Annotated in this window: 16 protein-coding genes; 6 read left to right on the top strand and 10 right to left on the bottom strand. The window is 38.5% G+C overall.

Annotated elements, in window-relative coordinates:
• Positions 1 to 82: 82 nt before the first annotated feature.
• The 4 genes from AC07VK_RS00725 to AC07VK_RS00710 form a co-directional block, all read right to left on the bottom strand.
• The gene (locus AC07VK_RS00725; RefSeq protein ID WP_492957604.1) at positions 83 to 1,204 is read right to left on the bottom strand and encodes a TlpA family protein disulfide reductase; all 1,122 of its coding nucleotides are present in this window, start codon (positions 1,202 to 1,204) and stop codon (positions 83 to 85) included.
• Between the two features lie 80 nt (positions 1,205 to 1,284).
• Positions 1,285 to 1,473: a hypothetical protein gene (locus AC07VK_RS00720; protein ID WP_492957602.1), complete on the bottom strand. Its 189-nt coding sequence runs from the start codon at positions 1,471 to 1,473 to the stop codon at positions 1,285 to 1,287.
• Positions 1,448 to 1,747, bottom strand: coding sequence for a cysteine peptidase family C39 domain-containing protein (locus AC07VK_RS00715; RefSeq protein ID WP_492959833.1), 300 nt, complete (start codon positions 1,745 to 1,747; stop codon positions 1,448 to 1,450). Before AC07VK_RS00715 ends, AC07VK_RS00720 begins: the two co-directional genes overlap by 26 nt.
• 379 nt (positions 1,748 to 2,126) lie before the next feature.
• Positions 2,127 to 2,591 carry a SecDF P1 head subdomain-containing protein gene (locus AC07VK_RS00710; protein WP_492957600.1) on the bottom strand — a complete coding sequence of 155 codons (465 nt, stop codon included), beginning with the start codon at positions 2,589 to 2,591 and terminating at the stop codon, positions 2,127 to 2,129.
• Positions 2,592 to 3,480: 889 nt separating this feature from the next.
• On the opposite strand from AC07VK_RS00710, the gene AC07VK_RS00705 reads away from it, so the two are divergent.
• The 5 genes from AC07VK_RS00705 (at position 3,481) to AC07VK_RS00685 (ending at position 7,591) form a co-directional block, all read left to right on the top strand.
• Entirely contained in the window at positions 3,481 to 3,981 is a 501-nt protein-coding gene (locus AC07VK_RS00705) for a DUF2004 domain-containing protein (protein ID WP_492957598.1), read from the top strand.
• 168 nt (positions 3,982 to 4,149) lie between these two features.
• On the top strand, positions 4,150 to 4,773 hold the full coding sequence (locus AC07VK_RS00700; RefSeq protein WP_492957597.1) for a hypothetical protein: 624 nt from the start codon (positions 4,150 to 4,152) through the stop codon (positions 4,771 to 4,773).
• Positions 4,774 to 4,793: 20 nt separating this feature from the next.
• Complete coding sequence (locus AC07VK_RS00695) at positions 4,794 to 5,153, top strand: ferredoxin (protein WP_492957595.1); 360 nt, start codon at positions 4,794 to 4,796, stop codon at positions 5,151 to 5,153.
• A 799-nt stretch (positions 5,154 to 5,952) separates the two neighbouring features.
• Positions 5,953 to 6,351, top strand: coding sequence for a hypothetical protein (locus AC07VK_RS00690; protein WP_492955757.1), 399 nt, complete (start codon positions 5,953 to 5,955; stop codon positions 6,349 to 6,351).
• 1,069 nt (positions 6,352 to 7,420) lie between these two features.
• The gene (locus tag AC07VK_RS00685; RefSeq protein WP_492957594.1) at positions 7,421 to 7,591 is read left to right on the top strand and encodes a hypothetical protein; all 171 of its coding nucleotides are present in this window, start codon (positions 7,421 to 7,423) and stop codon (positions 7,589 to 7,591) included.
• A gap of 256 nt (positions 7,592 to 7,847) precedes the next feature.
• On the opposite strand, the gene AC07VK_RS00680 is transcribed toward AC07VK_RS00685, so the two are convergent.
• The 4 genes from AC07VK_RS00680 to AC07VK_RS00665 all read right to left on the bottom strand — a co-directional run bounded on the left by AC07VK_RS00680 (position 7,848) and on the right by AC07VK_RS00665 (position 10,936).
• Complete coding sequence (locus tag AC07VK_RS00680) at positions 7,848 to 8,537, bottom strand: ATP-dependent Clp protease proteolytic subunit (protein ID WP_492959831.1); 690 nt, start codon at positions 8,535 to 8,537, stop codon at positions 7,848 to 7,850.
• Between the two features lie 78 nt (positions 8,538 to 8,615).
• A complete protein-coding gene (locus AC07VK_RS00675; RefSeq protein WP_492957592.1) occupies positions 8,616 to 8,885 on the bottom strand; it encodes a hypothetical protein in 270 nt (89 codons plus the stop codon).
• Positions 8,866 to 9,426: an RNA polymerase sigma factor gene (locus AC07VK_RS00670; RefSeq protein ID WP_492957590.1), complete on the bottom strand. Its 561-nt coding sequence runs from the start codon at positions 9,424 to 9,426 to the stop codon at positions 8,866 to 8,868. Before AC07VK_RS00670 ends, AC07VK_RS00675 begins: the two co-directional genes overlap by 20 nt.
• Positions 9,427 to 9,943: 517 nt before the next feature.
• Positions 9,944 to 10,936: a helix-turn-helix domain-containing protein gene (locus AC07VK_RS00665; RefSeq protein ID WP_492957588.1), complete on the bottom strand. Its 993-nt coding sequence runs from the start codon at positions 10,934 to 10,936 to the stop codon at positions 9,944 to 9,946.
• Positions 10,937 to 11,095: 159 nt separating this feature from the next.
• Here AC07VK_RS00665 and AC07VK_RS00660 point away from each other — a divergent pair, with 159 nt between their 5' ends.
• The gene (locus AC07VK_RS00660) at positions 11,096 to 11,713 is read left to right on the top strand and encodes a class I SAM-dependent methyltransferase (protein WP_492957586.1); all 618 of its coding nucleotides are present in this window, start codon (positions 11,096 to 11,098) and stop codon (positions 11,711 to 11,713) included.
• Between the two features lie 185 nt (positions 11,714 to 11,898).
• On the opposite strand, the gene AC07VK_RS00655 is transcribed toward AC07VK_RS00660, so the two are convergent.
• Both AC07VK_RS00655 and AC07VK_RS00650 read right to left on the bottom strand, forming a co-directional pair.
• Positions 11,899 to 13,410 (bottom strand): sulfatase family protein, encoded by a 1,512-nt coding sequence (locus AC07VK_RS00655; RefSeq protein ID WP_492957584.1) that lies wholly within the window; start codon positions 13,408 to 13,410, stop codon positions 11,899 to 11,901.
• A 449-nt stretch (positions 13,411 to 13,859) separates the two neighbouring features.
• On the bottom strand, positions 13,860 to 16,118 hold the full coding sequence (locus tag AC07VK_RS00650; protein WP_492957582.1) for a glycosyl hydrolase family 95 catalytic domain-containing protein: 2,259 nt from the start codon (positions 16,116 to 16,118) through the stop codon (positions 13,860 to 13,862).
• Positions 16,119 to 16,231 lie beyond the last annotated feature (113 nt).

Below are 16,231 nucleotides of genomic sequence, written 5' to 3'. Positions count from 1 at the left end.
TAATTTGCGCATGTACAAAATCCTAAACATATAATTTGAATGGCCGCTTGCCAAACCGCTACCACCTATTATGATATTTTAATTATTTCAGATTTTCACCCAAAAAATATTTTAATTCGATCGGTGAAACATCTGTTGCCACTATCTTACCCTTTTGATCCAAAAGAAGGCTTGTTGGGTATATTTTCACATTGAACCTGTGCGCTTCGACGCCATTTAAATCCAAATACTGCGGCCATGGCAACTTGTGTTTTAAGATCACGGCTTTCCAATCGTTAACATATTTTTCCTTATCTGTGGAGATAGACAAAATCTCGAAACCCTTACCTGAAAACTCGTTATAGATGTCTTTCAGATCAGGGAACTGGGCGATACATGGAGCGCAGTGGCTGTACCACAGATCAATCAGTACGTACTTCTTGCTTGAATATTTTTGAAAATCAATTTTTCTCCCATCTTGGTCTTTTACATTTAACGCAGGAAGCTCGGATCCCGTAGCAATTTGCTTTGCCACATTTATCTTTTTTAACAAAAACTCACCATAAGGCGATTTTTTTAGCGCTGCAGAAAAACTTCCGTATGCCTCGCCAAGCGTCTGATTGTATCCAAAGTCGACAATATGATATAACTTAAGCAAAGCATAATACGAATTCGGATTGGCTTTAATGAAATTCAGCATCGCGATGTCATTCGCGGCATATGAATCCTTTAATTCCTTTCTGCTCGCATATTCAACTTCACCAGGGAAATTTCCCGGGTAAATTACTCTCAGGCTATCATAATGCTTTCTATATAGCTGTATTTTCAGTGCAGCATCTTTTAGGTAGTAGCTATACTTTCCCTCATCAGCCATTACAGAATTGGTATTTTTAGGAGAACTGTTGTTTGAATCTACATTTAGGCTTATTAGCTGTTCTCCCGGAGCAATAGCCGTATTGTTTGAAGAATACTTATCTCCAACCTTGAACGATACCCAGATCGGATACATGGTTTTACCTGTAATTAAAAATTTTCCATTTTTAATCGCAACTGAGAAATTTTTAAATCCGTCAGGATATAATGCCTGGTTTTCAGCCATTTCAACATCCAGCCTTCCGGTATCCAAATTAATCTTACCCTCAACTCTGAACGCTGTGGCATTTACATCTTGAGCTGAAGCAGCTAAGGGCATTAAACCCCATATGATTAAAATAATTCTTTTCAATTCTTAAGTTTTAAATGTCTAAATATAGGAAAAATTGGGTGGCTGTTTACAGACCACCCAATACAGATATAGCTGCTATATTAGCATTTTCCACCGTTTCTTGAAACACAAACGCCTGAAGTATCGCAGCACCAGCTATCCGCCTGGCAAACCACTTTATCACATGGCATAGCAGGTTCAGTATTTCCACCCATTACATTTTTCATGTCCGCACGGCTCAATAAAACTGCACCAGTTGTGTTTTCATTGTTGAATTTTACGCTTTTCATATTGTTTTTGTTGAAATTTAATATCCAAAAATTCTTCTTCGCTGATTTTCCACCTTTTTTTAAATTCGTCCGCAAAAACCACATTACCGTTTTCGATCGATTTTACCAGTACGAAACGTCCACCATTTTCTTTGAAATGCGCTATAAAAGGAAATAGTAAGTCGTGGGCATCGTAATCTTCCCGTTTGATAAAATAAGCCTGGTTTTCAATCTTCCAATCCGAGAGACAATCGCTCAGAGCAAGTAAGCTTGGATAACCAGGGTCCTCCTGCAAACAGTAGTCGGCTGTCGACTTTGTAATCCGGACACTCAAGCTGGTCAATAATTACTGGGTTATACTTTCAAGATTGGGACGGATGACTTTAAAAATCTGCATTGATGTACGGTAAATTGCTAATATGGATTTCGATCCGAAGAACATGCCTCCTTATTGAGCGCAAAATATAACATTAGCAAACACCGTACTATTTAAAAAGACAGAAATCCTTTATGAAGAGTAGTATTTTCGTTATAAATGACGTATTCTTTATTTAACACAATTTAATCTTTATATTACAATACAATATCAATGATTAGTTTTTATTTCAACAAAGCCTTTTAAACTGGCACATTGGTCTCTGCCATAAAAACCATCGTTGATGATTTATCCGGGATTAGCCTTTTTCAAGGTCAATATTTTCCTTTAACTTAAGTAATTCTTCTTTCGTAAACTTTCCTGTCATACTCATTTTGTTCCCGGAAAATTCTCCAAATATTGTTGAAACCTGAATAAGTTTGGAATTGATTACAAGTCCCATCTCCCGTCTTGCAGCAGAACCATCGGCTAAAGATGCAAGTTTTGCGCTTGCCTCATTATCCAGGGTAAAGTTTAGTATTGGATTAACCTTATTACTGTATCTCGCAGTAGCAAGGTCTACACTAATGATATGGTGAATCGATATAAATATATTCTTTTCGATCTTATATCTTCTGTCAGATTTATCTAAATTAATCGACATCGAATTTTTATTGTCCGTTATCAAATACCATCCGGATGCTAAGCTGTTTCTAGGGTTTAAACTCAGCGCACTACCAGATGAAATGATAAGTATGACTATAATGTTAACAATTGTTTTCATAATTCTAATATAGCTATTTAATAGCTTTGCCGATCATGCCGGGTTAGATATACTCATTATTGTTTATTGAGATCAGTTCTTTTAATTACCCACTTCGCTTTTGCTGGAAATCATTTTCCGAACAGAATGACTTCTGGATCACTCACGTACGGTTCCGCACAAGTTTCCATACTGACCAGTTCCAGCCCTTCAGGCATTGTGGATCTGAGCCTAAGCTTCGCCCAGCAGATTTGTGATTGCCGCTGTCTATTCGATCTGTGGGGAAATCTATGCATATAGTTTTTCCAAATTCATGGGCATACATTTTAAGTTAACGGTTTGAGCAGCAGCCAACCAGCTATCGGTGAAAGCAGAATTTTAGTAAGGTGTACATAACAAATGCAGATAAGCGGTGTTAAAAAGATACATCCTTCCGACAGGACACCAATAGCCAGGCAAACGTGCTGAAGTATAAAATAGCGGACCTACAGTATTTTAAACCGAAATCAAAAACCATGAATATTGGTTTGTCACCTACTAACCATTCAAAAATTCGAATTTTACTGGTTCGCCGCTTTCGAGCCAATAATTTTCTTAAAAAACTACCACTTTTTGTCTAAAATTTACATGAAAACCGTTGACAAAGCTTACTGCAATCGCCCTTTTTTGGTATATTTAAAATAATTAATAATGCCCTGTAGCATGTTTAAATGCACTTTATCTGGCTAGTACGTTACGATTTTACTAACCAATGATTCATTGTATTTCTGTGTTTAAAGCTCAAAAACAGAACGGATTAGAAAATACGTTTAAAAAAAGAGCTTTCAAAAATTGATTAGTTTTTCGGAAATATCATTTCAATGAAAATTAATATCTTGTGGAAATAAATTAGCAATCACAAATAACAGAAATGGCAGAATATGCTTTACCATATTTCGGAAATTTATCGACAGAAAATTTGGAAGAATATTATGATGTTGATATTGAATTAAATGGAAATGAAATTCAAGTAGACCTTAACTTTGAACACAAAACGGTTGGCACATTAATACTGGGCAAAGTAAAAAATTTCATTGAAAATTTGGAGAACTTTGACAAGTTGAATAGGACATATATTCTCAATGACTATAATGACGAAGATGGCGACACCGTAAAATTTTACTTAGAACATCACCTTGAGGAAGTTGATAAAGACGAACTTACAAAACTTGTGAACTTTGACGACACAATAATAGAACCCGAACTGCAGCTTCTGTCAAAATTGAAATTAGTTAGAATTGGACTTTATCCTGATAATGAAAACAACTTCGCGACTTTTGACTACTCAATTGGAAAAGATATAACAGATCAGTTGGTAGTAGTAAATACTGATGAAAACGGACAACTGGAGTATTTAACAATGGAAAGCTAAATACCTATTGCCAACATCGGTTTGGCACATTTCCATATCGCTTTAGCAGAGATTTAATTGACGGATTGTTAAGCACAAGTCAGGCCTATACTCTGGCCAGGAGCACTAAGACTTGCGCTAGATGGAGATAATAAGAAAAATTACTGTGAATATTTAAGAACAACAAACATGACAAACAGCTTCATCGCAATTAGAGGTAACCTATTCGACAAGGCAGACGAAATCTTTGAAACTTTTAAATATGTTGACACCAATCAAGACAAACAGTTTAGCGACTGGCAGGAGTTCAACGATTATTTATTTGACAATTATTTTGAGCTTGCAAATAAAGAAACAGCCATTAGAGGAATTTGGACAGATAATGGCTGGACAATAATTAACGATCCTGAAATGGTGGATACGGTTGACGATGAAGCTTTATTACGACTTTCAAGAATTTTAGATACCGACATTATAACATTCCTGATTCAGACTACTTCAAACTCATTTGGATTTACTGTATTTAACAAAATCATAAAAAGACAATTCTTTGTTTCAGACGGAGAAGTAACTGACAATTTAGGTTACCCTTTAGAACAGGAAAATGGTTTGAACATAAACGAGCATATTTTTTCTGACGACATTTTAAAGCTGGCAGGCAAATTTGGAATCGATTTGGAAGGAAAAAATAAACTTACCTATACCGTTAAACAACTAGTCTACAACGATGAAATGAAAAAGGAACTTGAACATTTTAAACAACAGAAGCAAGAGACAACTGAGGATAATAAGCCTTGGTGGAAGTTTTGGTAGTGACAAAATCATAATATTAAATGGAATTTCTGAAAAAGATATTTTCAACAAAGACAAAAGATAAAGACATACCGCTACCAGAAAGGTATCCCGAAAATTCTATTGGAGATTTTTATGTAGAGAACCAGGTTTGTATTACTTGTGGTGCACCTGAAGCAGAAGCACCAGACTTAATAGAACATTCTAAGCTTGAATATGGACACTGCTATTTTAAGAAACAACCTTCTACTCCAAGCGAATTAGACCGAGCAATTAACGCTATGCTAGTATCTTGTATTGCGGGCATTAGGTATGGCGGTAAAGACAAAGCGATACTTAAGCGGCTTTATGATTTGGGTTTACAAGCAGAATGTGATTATAAACTGGAGGATTTAGAATAATACAGATCCCATTACCAGCGCAAGTCTTAGTGTATAGGCTAGCGCGCTGGATGACTTGTGCTTTGATGAGTGATTTAATTGGAAGTCTTTTTAACACAAGTCAAGCTAAGGCTTAAGGCTATGAGCGCTAAGACTCGCGCTAGATGTGGAAATAGACCTTAGCGGCTGCAAGTTCCCCTCGGAGGGCGACTTTATCATGGTAAAGAACGTGTCGAAGCTATTCCTAAGCTGAGGGAATTTATGCTAAAAAACTGGGAAGGTGCTGAGCTGGAACAGGGACTTTCGTTAATAGATAACCTCTATTTTTGCAAAAAAAATACGGCATGACGACTGATGTCATTTCCACTTTGCACAGCGAATATCTTGGCAAAGGTTTCCAGGAAAAATTAGACGGTTTAATAAGGAAATATAATGCTATCTACATTTAATAGAGACCCTGACCACGGCACCAGGAACACATACTCTTAAAAAATATAGAAAGATTTTATCATACCTTGGCCTAAGTTGTATCTAGAAAGGAAACTATGGTCCGCTATTTAGATTTGGATAATTCTGCTGCCAGCAAAGGCATTCCCTTTTTGACCCAGTCTTTCTTTAGGGCATTTCGGATACAGTTACCCAATAAAGGACTTCTCCATAATGCACAGTGCCAATTGTTGTAGATAAACGGTACTTTAGTTGAAAATTATTTTGATGTTATCAGAGGTTCAAAGGCAATCATTTAGTAGCATATAAGGAAATTTTCAAGTCTCCGGCCGCAAAATGAAACCGATCTTTAAAAAATATGGGGATAGAATAAATGGAAGTACTACCAATTTTCACAGCAGAAAAGTCTTTTATTGACCTCTTTAGGGAATTTCTATTGGGGTATAACGAAACTGAACTCGATGATGAAGATGATGACACACTTTTCTTCAATAAGAAGGGAAAGGGATTTCATGAGATTTATTTTCACAACTATTTTGATGATACCAGACACGAGCTTTCGTACAATTATAGCGAGTCAGAAAAGTCAATAATCGAAAAATTCTTTGAAGGGAAGGAAATAAGGTCTTTTTCTATCCAATATAAAGATCTGGAATTCCTAGATATGGTTTTTCGCGACCTTAAATTTTTATTAAAGGAAAAGAAGAACGTGCTGCAATTTACACTCCTAGTCCATCCACTTAAGGGTGTCGCTAAGTTTTCCGATTTTTAATAAATAATTGTTTCATTGTAAGTTTCGCAAAAACTGGTTCTTAGTCGCTTTCTGCGAATAATTAGACATTCATTAATTAAAAAGTTTAGGCTAGATCATTTGGCTCTATGGTTTTTAAATCCTGAGTTAGATGATCGAGGTTATAAAAAAGGTATTATATAAAATCAATTATTTGTGATACTAAAATTACGGCATTAGGTTCTTGAAATTGTTTTTTAGTAAAATTTAAGTGGCTGACTAATGGCTGAGTTTATTATAACAAATCCATTAGGGATAAAGTTAAAACCGATTACAAGCGAATAGTTTTTAATGCAATATTCTCCCCAATTGATAGGATAAAAATAAATTCTGTTCCGAATCGTTCTTCCTAAATTTTATAAACTGGAGGATTTAGAATAACACAAATCCCATTACTAGCGCAAGTCTTAGTGTCTAGGCTAGCGCGCTGGATGACTTGTGCTTTGATGAGTGATTTAATTGAAAGTCTTTTTAACACAAGTCAGGCCAAGGCTTAAGGCTATGAGCGCTAAGACTCGCACTAGAATGAGAATATTTAACCTCCTAAAATTAGATTGATCAATAAAACCTGATTTCAAAGATCTCTCCGTTTCGCTGCTGCCCTAAAAAGGCACGCGCTCCAGTCGAGAAGACGATTTCACTCGAAGAATCGTCCTCCTGAACTTGATTCAGGATCTTAGCTTAACGAATTGTGTATGGTAAATGCACAAGTCATCACCCCAAGCCCCTGCGCGCTAAGACTTGCGTCAGTAGGGGTTGTGCTTTCAATACATTAATCTCACTAAAAATCTTATCGAGTGGCTACAGTATAATACACAAGCTGTTCATCACGCTGCCTTGTAAACGAACACTTCCGACGCTAAAGAGGTTAACAATTAGGAGGTGATATCTACAGATTTACTTCGGGCTTTGTTCGGGTACAATTGTAACAACGCTGTCAGAAGTCCGAACCAACTCCGAACCAACCCCGTCTCAACCCTCTATTAGAGACAACGATTTCACCTTTTTCTCTCCGCATTTACACTAAAAGTAATTCGGTACAATGTTAGGCATGAACAAGAGACCAAAAATTGAAACAATTGAATTTGCACTAAAACGAAAAGACGGAAAAATATGGGAAGACATTGCACTTGGCACAAACGACCTGACCGAAGGTGAAAAAGAATTCATTAAAAATAAGGGTTCATTTAGTACACCGGTCGACATTATAAATGAAAGATGAACTTAAAACTGCCTTTTCTTGTATTTGGCGATATTGGATCTGAAGTACTTTTTCATCTATCAGTTGGTCTCCCAACCACCGAAACCTAATCGGCATCATTACTAGCGCAAATCTTACTATCTGCGCTGGTAGATGGATGACCTACACTTAAACAGAGATTAATTGATCGTTTAAACACAAGTTAGGCCTTTGCTTTTGGCCTAAGCTCCAAGACTTGTGTAAGATATTTTAATAACTCATTTTAAATCAAAAACCCCTATTCCCCACGCGTTAACACCTCATCTATCATTCCAAATTCCTTTGCTTCGATGGCGGTCATCCAATAATCGCGACTGGCAATTTCATTTATCCGCTCATAACTTTGGCCACTATGTTTCGCCAAAATATGGTACAGATCCGACTGGACTTTCAACACCTCCCTGATCCTGATATCCATATCAATGGCGGTTCCCTCTGTCCCACCCGAGGTTTGATGAATCATGACCCTCGAGTGCTGCAGGGCCGAACGTTTACCGGCAGCTCCCGCGCACAACAATACCGAACCCATAGAAAGTGCAATGCCCGTACAAATGGTGGCTACATCTGGCGCGATATACTGCATGGTATCATAAATGCCAAAGCCTGCATACACCGATCCACCGGGCGAATTGATATACAACTGAATGTCGCTTTTGGTATCAACCGACTGCAAAAAAAGCAATTGTGCCTGTATTACATTTGCATTCCGCTCATCAACGGCTTCCCCTAAAAAAATAATCCTGTCCATCATCAAGCGCGAGAAAACATCCATTTGTGCCACATTCAGCTGGCGTTCTTCCGTAATATAGGGCGTCATGGCAACAGGCATGGTATAAGCAGCTGTTCTGCCCATATACCGATCTACATAGAGGCTGTTTAAGCGTTGGTGTTTTACCGCGTAAAGGCGGAATTCTTTGTTGATATCCATCATATTGATTTTAAATTTTTGGCATAACAATGCCCCTGCCCCGATAACGGAGCATGATTGATAAATTAAATTGATTGTTTATTTGCTGAACAAACGCATTACCTTTTGCCTGAAGCTTTGATGCGCATCGGTATTAAACAACGTTTCGTGTATGTTATCGATTTCATTTTTCAACTGCTTCCGGCCATAATCACGCACCATTTGGTAGGTTTTGTTTTGCCAGTAAATCTGCTGCTTCAGTTCAGGCTGCAGGATCATTTTGGCTTCGAAGAGGAAATTTTCTCCATCCTTATCGTCCGACAGCAGATAATGTTCTATCAAACGGAGCTCATTCAACGATGTCTTCATATTTTAAGGATTTTGCTTTAACCGTTTCTTTTACTTTTTCGAGGCATTTAAATTTCTGAGCGGTTGCAGAGCGTGCTCCCGAAAAGCCAAACCGCTGTGCCAGTGTTTCCATATCCAGTTTTTCGTAATAGAAAGCACTGAGCAACTGCATACATTTCTGTCCGGCCTGCTCCAGTAAATGCATCAGTTTACCCGAAGAAACTTCCTCATATCCGGTATCTGCCAAATCGATCTCTTCATTAAGGACAAGGCCAAGTGGATTAAGGGAAAAATGCTTGTCGTTTTCTTTATAACGTTTGATCCATAAATATTTGGAAATCCCAAATAAATAAGCTTTCTCCTGATACTTCAGCCGCAGGCCAGCAACCTGTACTTTTTCGTAATACACCACCAGCGCATCCTGAAAAATGTCTTTCGCTTCCTCAAATGATCCGCCCATCTTGCTTATGTGCCTTGCCACCAAAGGAAAAGCCTCTTTGTAGAGTTTGATAAAAAGTGCTTCGCGATGGCTGGGCTGCTCTTTAGTGGATGTTGCTGTCATGATTACTATGGCTTTTATAGTATGTGGGGATTTTTGATCAGATATCACCTAAAATTAACAATTATTTTTTTCTGTCCTTAAGCCTATTATGAAAACACATATTGTAAAACTTGTTTAGGGCATTATGCTAGCTTGCTTTGAAAACACACAGCCCTTACCGAAGCACGCCCGTCAATCCCAAGGGCCAGAAAATCAAAAAAACAGTAGCACAACAGTACAAATGGCACTACCAAACCTCAAACGCAGTGGTTTTGTATTTCATGTTTGCAAAAACTTTCACCCACCCTTAACTAACAAAACAAAGTGCCGCTGTTTTTTTGATGTGTACGGGGTTTGTGAAAAAGGCCCCTTGCTGGATTGACAAAGCATTTATTTATAGTTTAAGTAGTCTAATTGGTATAAATGAGCTACGCTATCGCTTCGGTTTTGCATACTTTTGATGCCTCAAAAGTTTGATGCCCCCGCTGCATAGAGCGGAAGAAGAATCCACGCAGTACCACATTAACCAATTCCCATCCTAACCCTTCAACTTACCCGGTGTTAAGCTAAATTTCTTTCTAAAAGCATTGCTGAAGTGTTGTACAGATGAGTAACCAAGCATAAATGCCACCGATTTTATGGGTAGACCATCCAGCAGCAACTCTTTTGCATGGTTGAGTCTATAATCACTCAGATAACCGAATATGCTGTTATCAAACAGGCCTTTAAAGCCCTGTTTAAGTTTAAATTCGTTAATGCCACATAATTTAGCCAATTCGGCAACCGATGGTGGTTGATGGATATTGGCAATGAGGTAATCCCTTGCCTGATAAAGGCAATCCCTATCGTAAGCAGAATGTAAAGCGGCTGGCTGTTTTTGGCTAATGGCACGTTCAAAAGCCTCGGCCTGTAGCACAAGCAGTTCAATACATTTCGATTCGATAAACATACTTTTCAGGCCTTCTGGGTAATTACAATCGAGAATATCGCGGATGCAGTGCTGCATGGTCCATGAAATGGGAAGGTTTTGCTCCGCCAGTTGCGTATAACGACCGGTATCGGCATAATCTGCCAAAACCTGCAATGCTTTGGTAGAATGTTCTGCCAGTTGCAAAAACTTTTCTTTAGCAAAATGGACCTCAAAAAAGCGGTAGCTATGGCTGGTATCGTATTCGCCTTTACCATCAAGCTCAGGCATGTAAATAATATTCTGCTGGTTGGAATTAAAGATGTACTGCTGTTTATTTACCCGGTTAAAGATGGTGCCATTGCCGGAGAGCGTAAAACGCAGTTTAACCATATCGGGCACATCGTAAGTGGGCCTGAAATACATCTGTTGCTGTTTAAATATGATATCGCCATACACAATATAGATACCGGGGATATTGATCTGCACCAATTCGGCATCGCTAAAAGAAAAACTGTATTTCTCCTTCCTTTCTGTTACCAATCCATCCCGAGCAGGAAGATCATCAAAGCTGCCCCCTACCTTTTTCCAGGCGCCGTAATCCTTACCAACATTGATTCCCATAAAGGCAATTATCACAAAAAAAGCCCAGCTAAAGTAATGGGGTTATCCACAATTCGGTTTTGTGTAAAAGAAAATCCCTTTGATGTAAAGGCGTACAGCTGCTATTTTTCAATTTTGCCCGAATTGCGAAATGCACCGCAAGAGACTAATAACGATACCATGGAGGAGCAAAAAGACCTGAACACATTAACGCCAGACCAAAAAATTGGCGCTCTCCCACCCAAAAACACCCTAATTTTTAAACTCATACAAGATTTACCGTTAAAAACGAATGCAAGAGTATTGGAAATTAGCCCAGCGGACATCGAACACCTCCCTTATTTGTTTCAAAAAGCAGAAAATATCAGTTATTCTGGCACTTATTCTACCGAATCCGCAATAAAAGAGGCCTTTCTTACTTACCAGGCTGATGGTAATGCTGTAGAGTTGATTAAAACAACGGATAATAAACTCGATTTTCAGGATAATTTCTTTGATTATTGTTTTACCGCAAATACCATTTATTTCTGGCCGGATCCGCTAAAATACTTAACTGAAAGCTACCGTGTGTTAAAACCCCGGGGAAAAATGAACCTTGCCTTTGTTGAAAAAAACTTTGGCGGCGACCTGCCCTGGACACAGCTCGATTTTACATTTTATGAGATTGATGAAGTAAAATCGTTTTTCAAACAATCGGGGTTTGCGAGTATTGAAGTAAAGAAAATGATGGAAACGATAATGGATCAAAACGGAAGGGAAATCAGCAAACCGTTTATCGTGGTGTCTGGCCGGAAATAATGGATGATCTGATTAAATTTAACAAAACATTCCCCTTAAAAGATCGGAGAGGCACAAAAGATTTTGGAAAAATTGCACTATTAAAGGCTCGATATAGCCAATAAAAACACAAAACAGCCAAATGCGCTCAATAGCGCATTGGCTACCTTCGACATTAAATTATTGGCACCAACCTCAGCAGATATTTAAAGTTCTGCCATAATACTTTTGGCATCCTGGTCGTCATATTGATCGATAAGGTTGTTTAATCTGCCTTTTAATTGAGCCACAATATCTTCGTACTCTTTTTTGCCGTATAAATTATTTTCTTCTGAGGGATCATTCTTCAGGTCGTATAATTCCCAACTATTAACACGTTTGTAAAAGCGGATTAATTTATATCGTTCGGTTCTAACGCCAAAATGAGGCGATACGGAATGTTCGCCATTTTCATAATAATGATAAAACATGGCATCCCTGAATGCTACTTTTTTTGTTTGAAACAAAGGCAACATCGATTTCCCTTGCATAGCCTGTGGCACTTTAAGCTTGGCTGCATCAAGCAAAGTTGGCGCAATATCAAGATTCATCACAAAAGCCTCGCTTTTGCTTCCTGGTTTAATCACACCGGGGTAACGCATCACCATTGGTGTTCTGAAAGATTCTTCATACATAAAACGTTTATCAAACCAACCATGCTCGCCTAAATAAAAACCTTGATCTGAAAGGTAAATTACAATCGTATTTTTAGTAAGACTGTGCTTTTCAAGGTAATCAAGCGTACGGCCAATATTGCGATCAAGCGATGCTGCTGTGCTTAAATAATCACGCATATAACGTTCATACTTCCATTCTACTAAGGCTTTGCCTGTTAAATTCCGGCTTTTTAAATCGGCTTCGATTGGCTTATAGTAGGCATCGAACCTGGCTCTTTGTGCTAAGTTCATTCGGTTAACGCTACCCTCTCCATTTTTGCTATATGAAAGCATTTTCAGGTCGTAGCCCATTAACATGGTTTTATCGATGGTCATATCCTGTACTTTTGCCGCTTCCCGGTTTACATAATTATCGTAAAAATTTTTAGGCAAAGGGAATTTCACTTTATCGAATTTCCCCATATCAGCCGTATCCGGAAGCCAGGTACGGTGCGTGGCTTTGTGCCCAATAACTAAACAGAAGGGCTTCGATGGGTCTCTATTATCTAACCACTGCTCAGCGGCATCTTCTATGAGATTGGTTACATAACCTTCTTTATGCACGGTTTTACCATCCATACCGATAAAATCGGGGTTGTAGTACTGCCCCTGATCTGGCAGAATGCTGTAATAATCAAATCCCTGAGGTTTATTACCCAGGTGCAACTTGCCTATCCATGCAGTTTGATAGCCCCCTGACTGAAGGTGTTTGGCAAAGTTATCCTGCCCATGATCAAAATGAGAGGTTTCATTATCTTTAAAGCCGTTTTTATGGCTATACAATCCTGTTAATATAACGGCCCTGCTTGGTCCGCAAATAGAATTGGTTACATAAGCTTTGTTAAAGGTTACCCCCGACCGGGCAATACGATCGATATTGGGTGTTTGCGTTAATTTACTACCATAACTGCTTATGGCCTGAAAAGCGTGGTCATCAGAAATGATGATTACAATATTGGGTTTTTGCTGGGCATAGCCTAGTTTGCAGCATAACAGCGCAGTGATTAATATTATTTTCCTCATAGATGATTTTGATATGAATCGTATATAAAAGGCTTATTATTAACGTTTTTAGCTTCTTGCTAAAGCTGAGTATGATGCGTACCCTATACCCGTAAATTTACAAAATGCCTGTTATTTTATATACTTTGGTAAAACGGGATTTACTATCTACCCTAACAGTTATGATTAATTTATCGTTATGTTGCTTAAAAATGATCTTCTTTGCATCTCCAAGTACTGTAACGTGTGGTACAAAATATACTTTAATTTATACTGATGCATCGTGTATTTTGGGCGTGCCCCCAAGCTGAGCAAGAGGTCGGGCTATGCGCTGCAAGTCCTCGCTCGTGCCTCGCTGTGGGCTTTTCGCTTCTATCCCTCACGCTTAATAACATCAGCAATAGTCCTTTGCTTACTTTGCGAAACCCTTAGCGTTCTTTGCGGTTAATTCATCATTCTAGTTAAGGATATTATTCATATCCGTTTTCAAAAACGATGGTCTGTCGTTTTTTCAGGGTCACTTCGGCAATTCCATCATCGCCCATTTTTACAATCTCAGCAGGTATATCCCTTACCACATAAGTTTTAAAAGGCAGCTTAATTCTAAGTACACCTGCTTTTTCTGCATAAACTTTTACTGTTGTTGGCAAACCGTTTTCTTTATTTCCGCTGACTAAAAAGGCGCCTTCAGCACGCAGATTATTAAAAGCTACATCTTTCCAGCTTTGTGGTACAGCTGGGAATGCCTGTATATACCCATTTCTGCTTTGCAATAAAAGTTCCTGTACGCCTTGTGCAAAGGCAAAATTGCCTTCTAAGGTAAACGGACGATAGGTAAAATCAGAGTATTGCCCACCTTTCTGATCGCCGTTTAAGTGAAAACTATTTGGTGAGCAGAAATTTGAAGCAAAAATTTCCAGTTGTTTTGCGGCTTTATCGGCCTGGTAAGCTCTCGCATACAAAGAAGCCATCCAACTAAAAGAATAACCGCACCATGCCCTTGTACCAATTTCTTCCAGCCGTTTTAAAGAATTGCCAATAATGTTTTTATCCCGCTCGTGGTTAATATCCAATAAATCGAGTGGATATATGGCCATATACTGCGAAAAATGCCTGTGTGAGCTCGCTAAATTAGATCCTGGTGCAATGGTAAAACCAGTTTCATTTATTTCGTAATCTGGTAACTGATTCAGTATTTCCGTCCAATGTTTGCTTTCGTCTATTTTACCTTTTGCCCGGCTTACTTCTGCCGCAGCTTTAAATAAGAACTTGGCTAAGGCCAAATCGAAATTAGTCCAGTTTAAGAACCAGGCTTTAACACTGTTATCGTTATATTCAGGACTAGAGCTCAAAGGCAGTGAACGTTTGCCGTCTTTCAACCTTGTAATATTCTCCAGATAGGTTGCCGCTTCATGAATATACGGATAGGCCCTGGTTTTAAGAAGCCTATTATCCATGCTATATTTCCACTGCCAATAAAAATGTTGCGCGGTCCATGCACTTACGGTTGGCGAAAGCGAGTATTGGATCCAGCCACCCATTGGGTCACCATTTAAGGTGGCCACACCAGGAACATTTAAGCCTTCAACACCAAAATACTGTTTGGTATAGGTCAGGTTACTTTTTCTGATTTTCCATAGCCAATCGGTAAAAGTGGCTCCTTCGACCAGGTGGTTAGCAGTATATGTTGGCCAATAACTTAATTGAGTATTTAAATCGTTATGGAAGTCGCCCTTCCAGGGGGGTAAGCTGCCATTATCGGCTGTCCAAACGGCTTGCAGAGTAATAGCGGGTGCGCCTTTTCTGGCTACACACCCTAATTTATACATTTCTAAATAATATTGTTTTTGAATAAGCTGATCCGGAACAGAGATATTCGATTTATTCCAGAAATCTTTCCACCATCCAGTATGAGAATCCCAGCCCGTCGGCTCTTTCGCTGTTGAAGAAATAGCAGGTAATTTTGCCGCTTTATCACTACTAATGGTCCAGGAACCGATTACATTGCCGTTCTCCATTGTTGTCCATTTAACCAACACTTCATAATAATGGCCATCATAAGTAGGCTGACGGTAACGGACACTATTTACCGTATTGTTAACTGTTCCTTTTGCATAGCCCAGTTTTTGCAAACCCTCACCTGCGTGGCTGTCATCGCCTTTTTCTATCAGATTATTGGCGTAATTATGCACAATCAGGTTAGGTATGATTGCCGTAGATTTAAGATTTTCGAAACTAAAATATCCCTGTTGCCGCTTTGCATGGATGTAACAGTTAAAAACAGTGCCATTATCAAATTTAACCGTGTTTAAAGCCGTTTCGATATCCAATTCGTTCGATACTACTTTACCTAATTTAGCAATATCAAACTCCATTGCCGCCGCAGGCAATTTGGTTGGGTATGGACTGTTATCATAAGGCTCATCACCTATTTTTTGAACGGCAGCGTAGTTGTTTTGATGAACCTGCTCTTCTACCCACTTAAAGTTAATTTTCGAAATATCCAGCGCTTTACGTTCATCCCACAGATCTGCACGATCTAATGAAAGGCGTAGTTTATTGTTCTTTTCCCATATTAATACGCCTAACATCCCATTCCCCAAGGGCATGGCTTCGTCCCATTTATTGGCAAGTTTAGGAAAGGAAAGATTATAAGGTTTTAATGATTGGGCATAAATAAAGTTCCCAATGCACTGAAGCACTAACAGTAAAAGGATTTTAGTTTTCATTTGTGTTTAGAAATGGTTAGTACCTGTTAATGAGGTATCGATTTCTAAAATAATGATATTAAATTACAATAAAATCCAGAAAATTTGCGCAAACGTTTGATAGGTAATATAAA

This window comes from Pedobacter sp. GW821-FHT01D05 (genome assembly GCF_059422505.1).
This window is presented reverse-complemented; position numbering and strand designations above follow the sequence as displayed.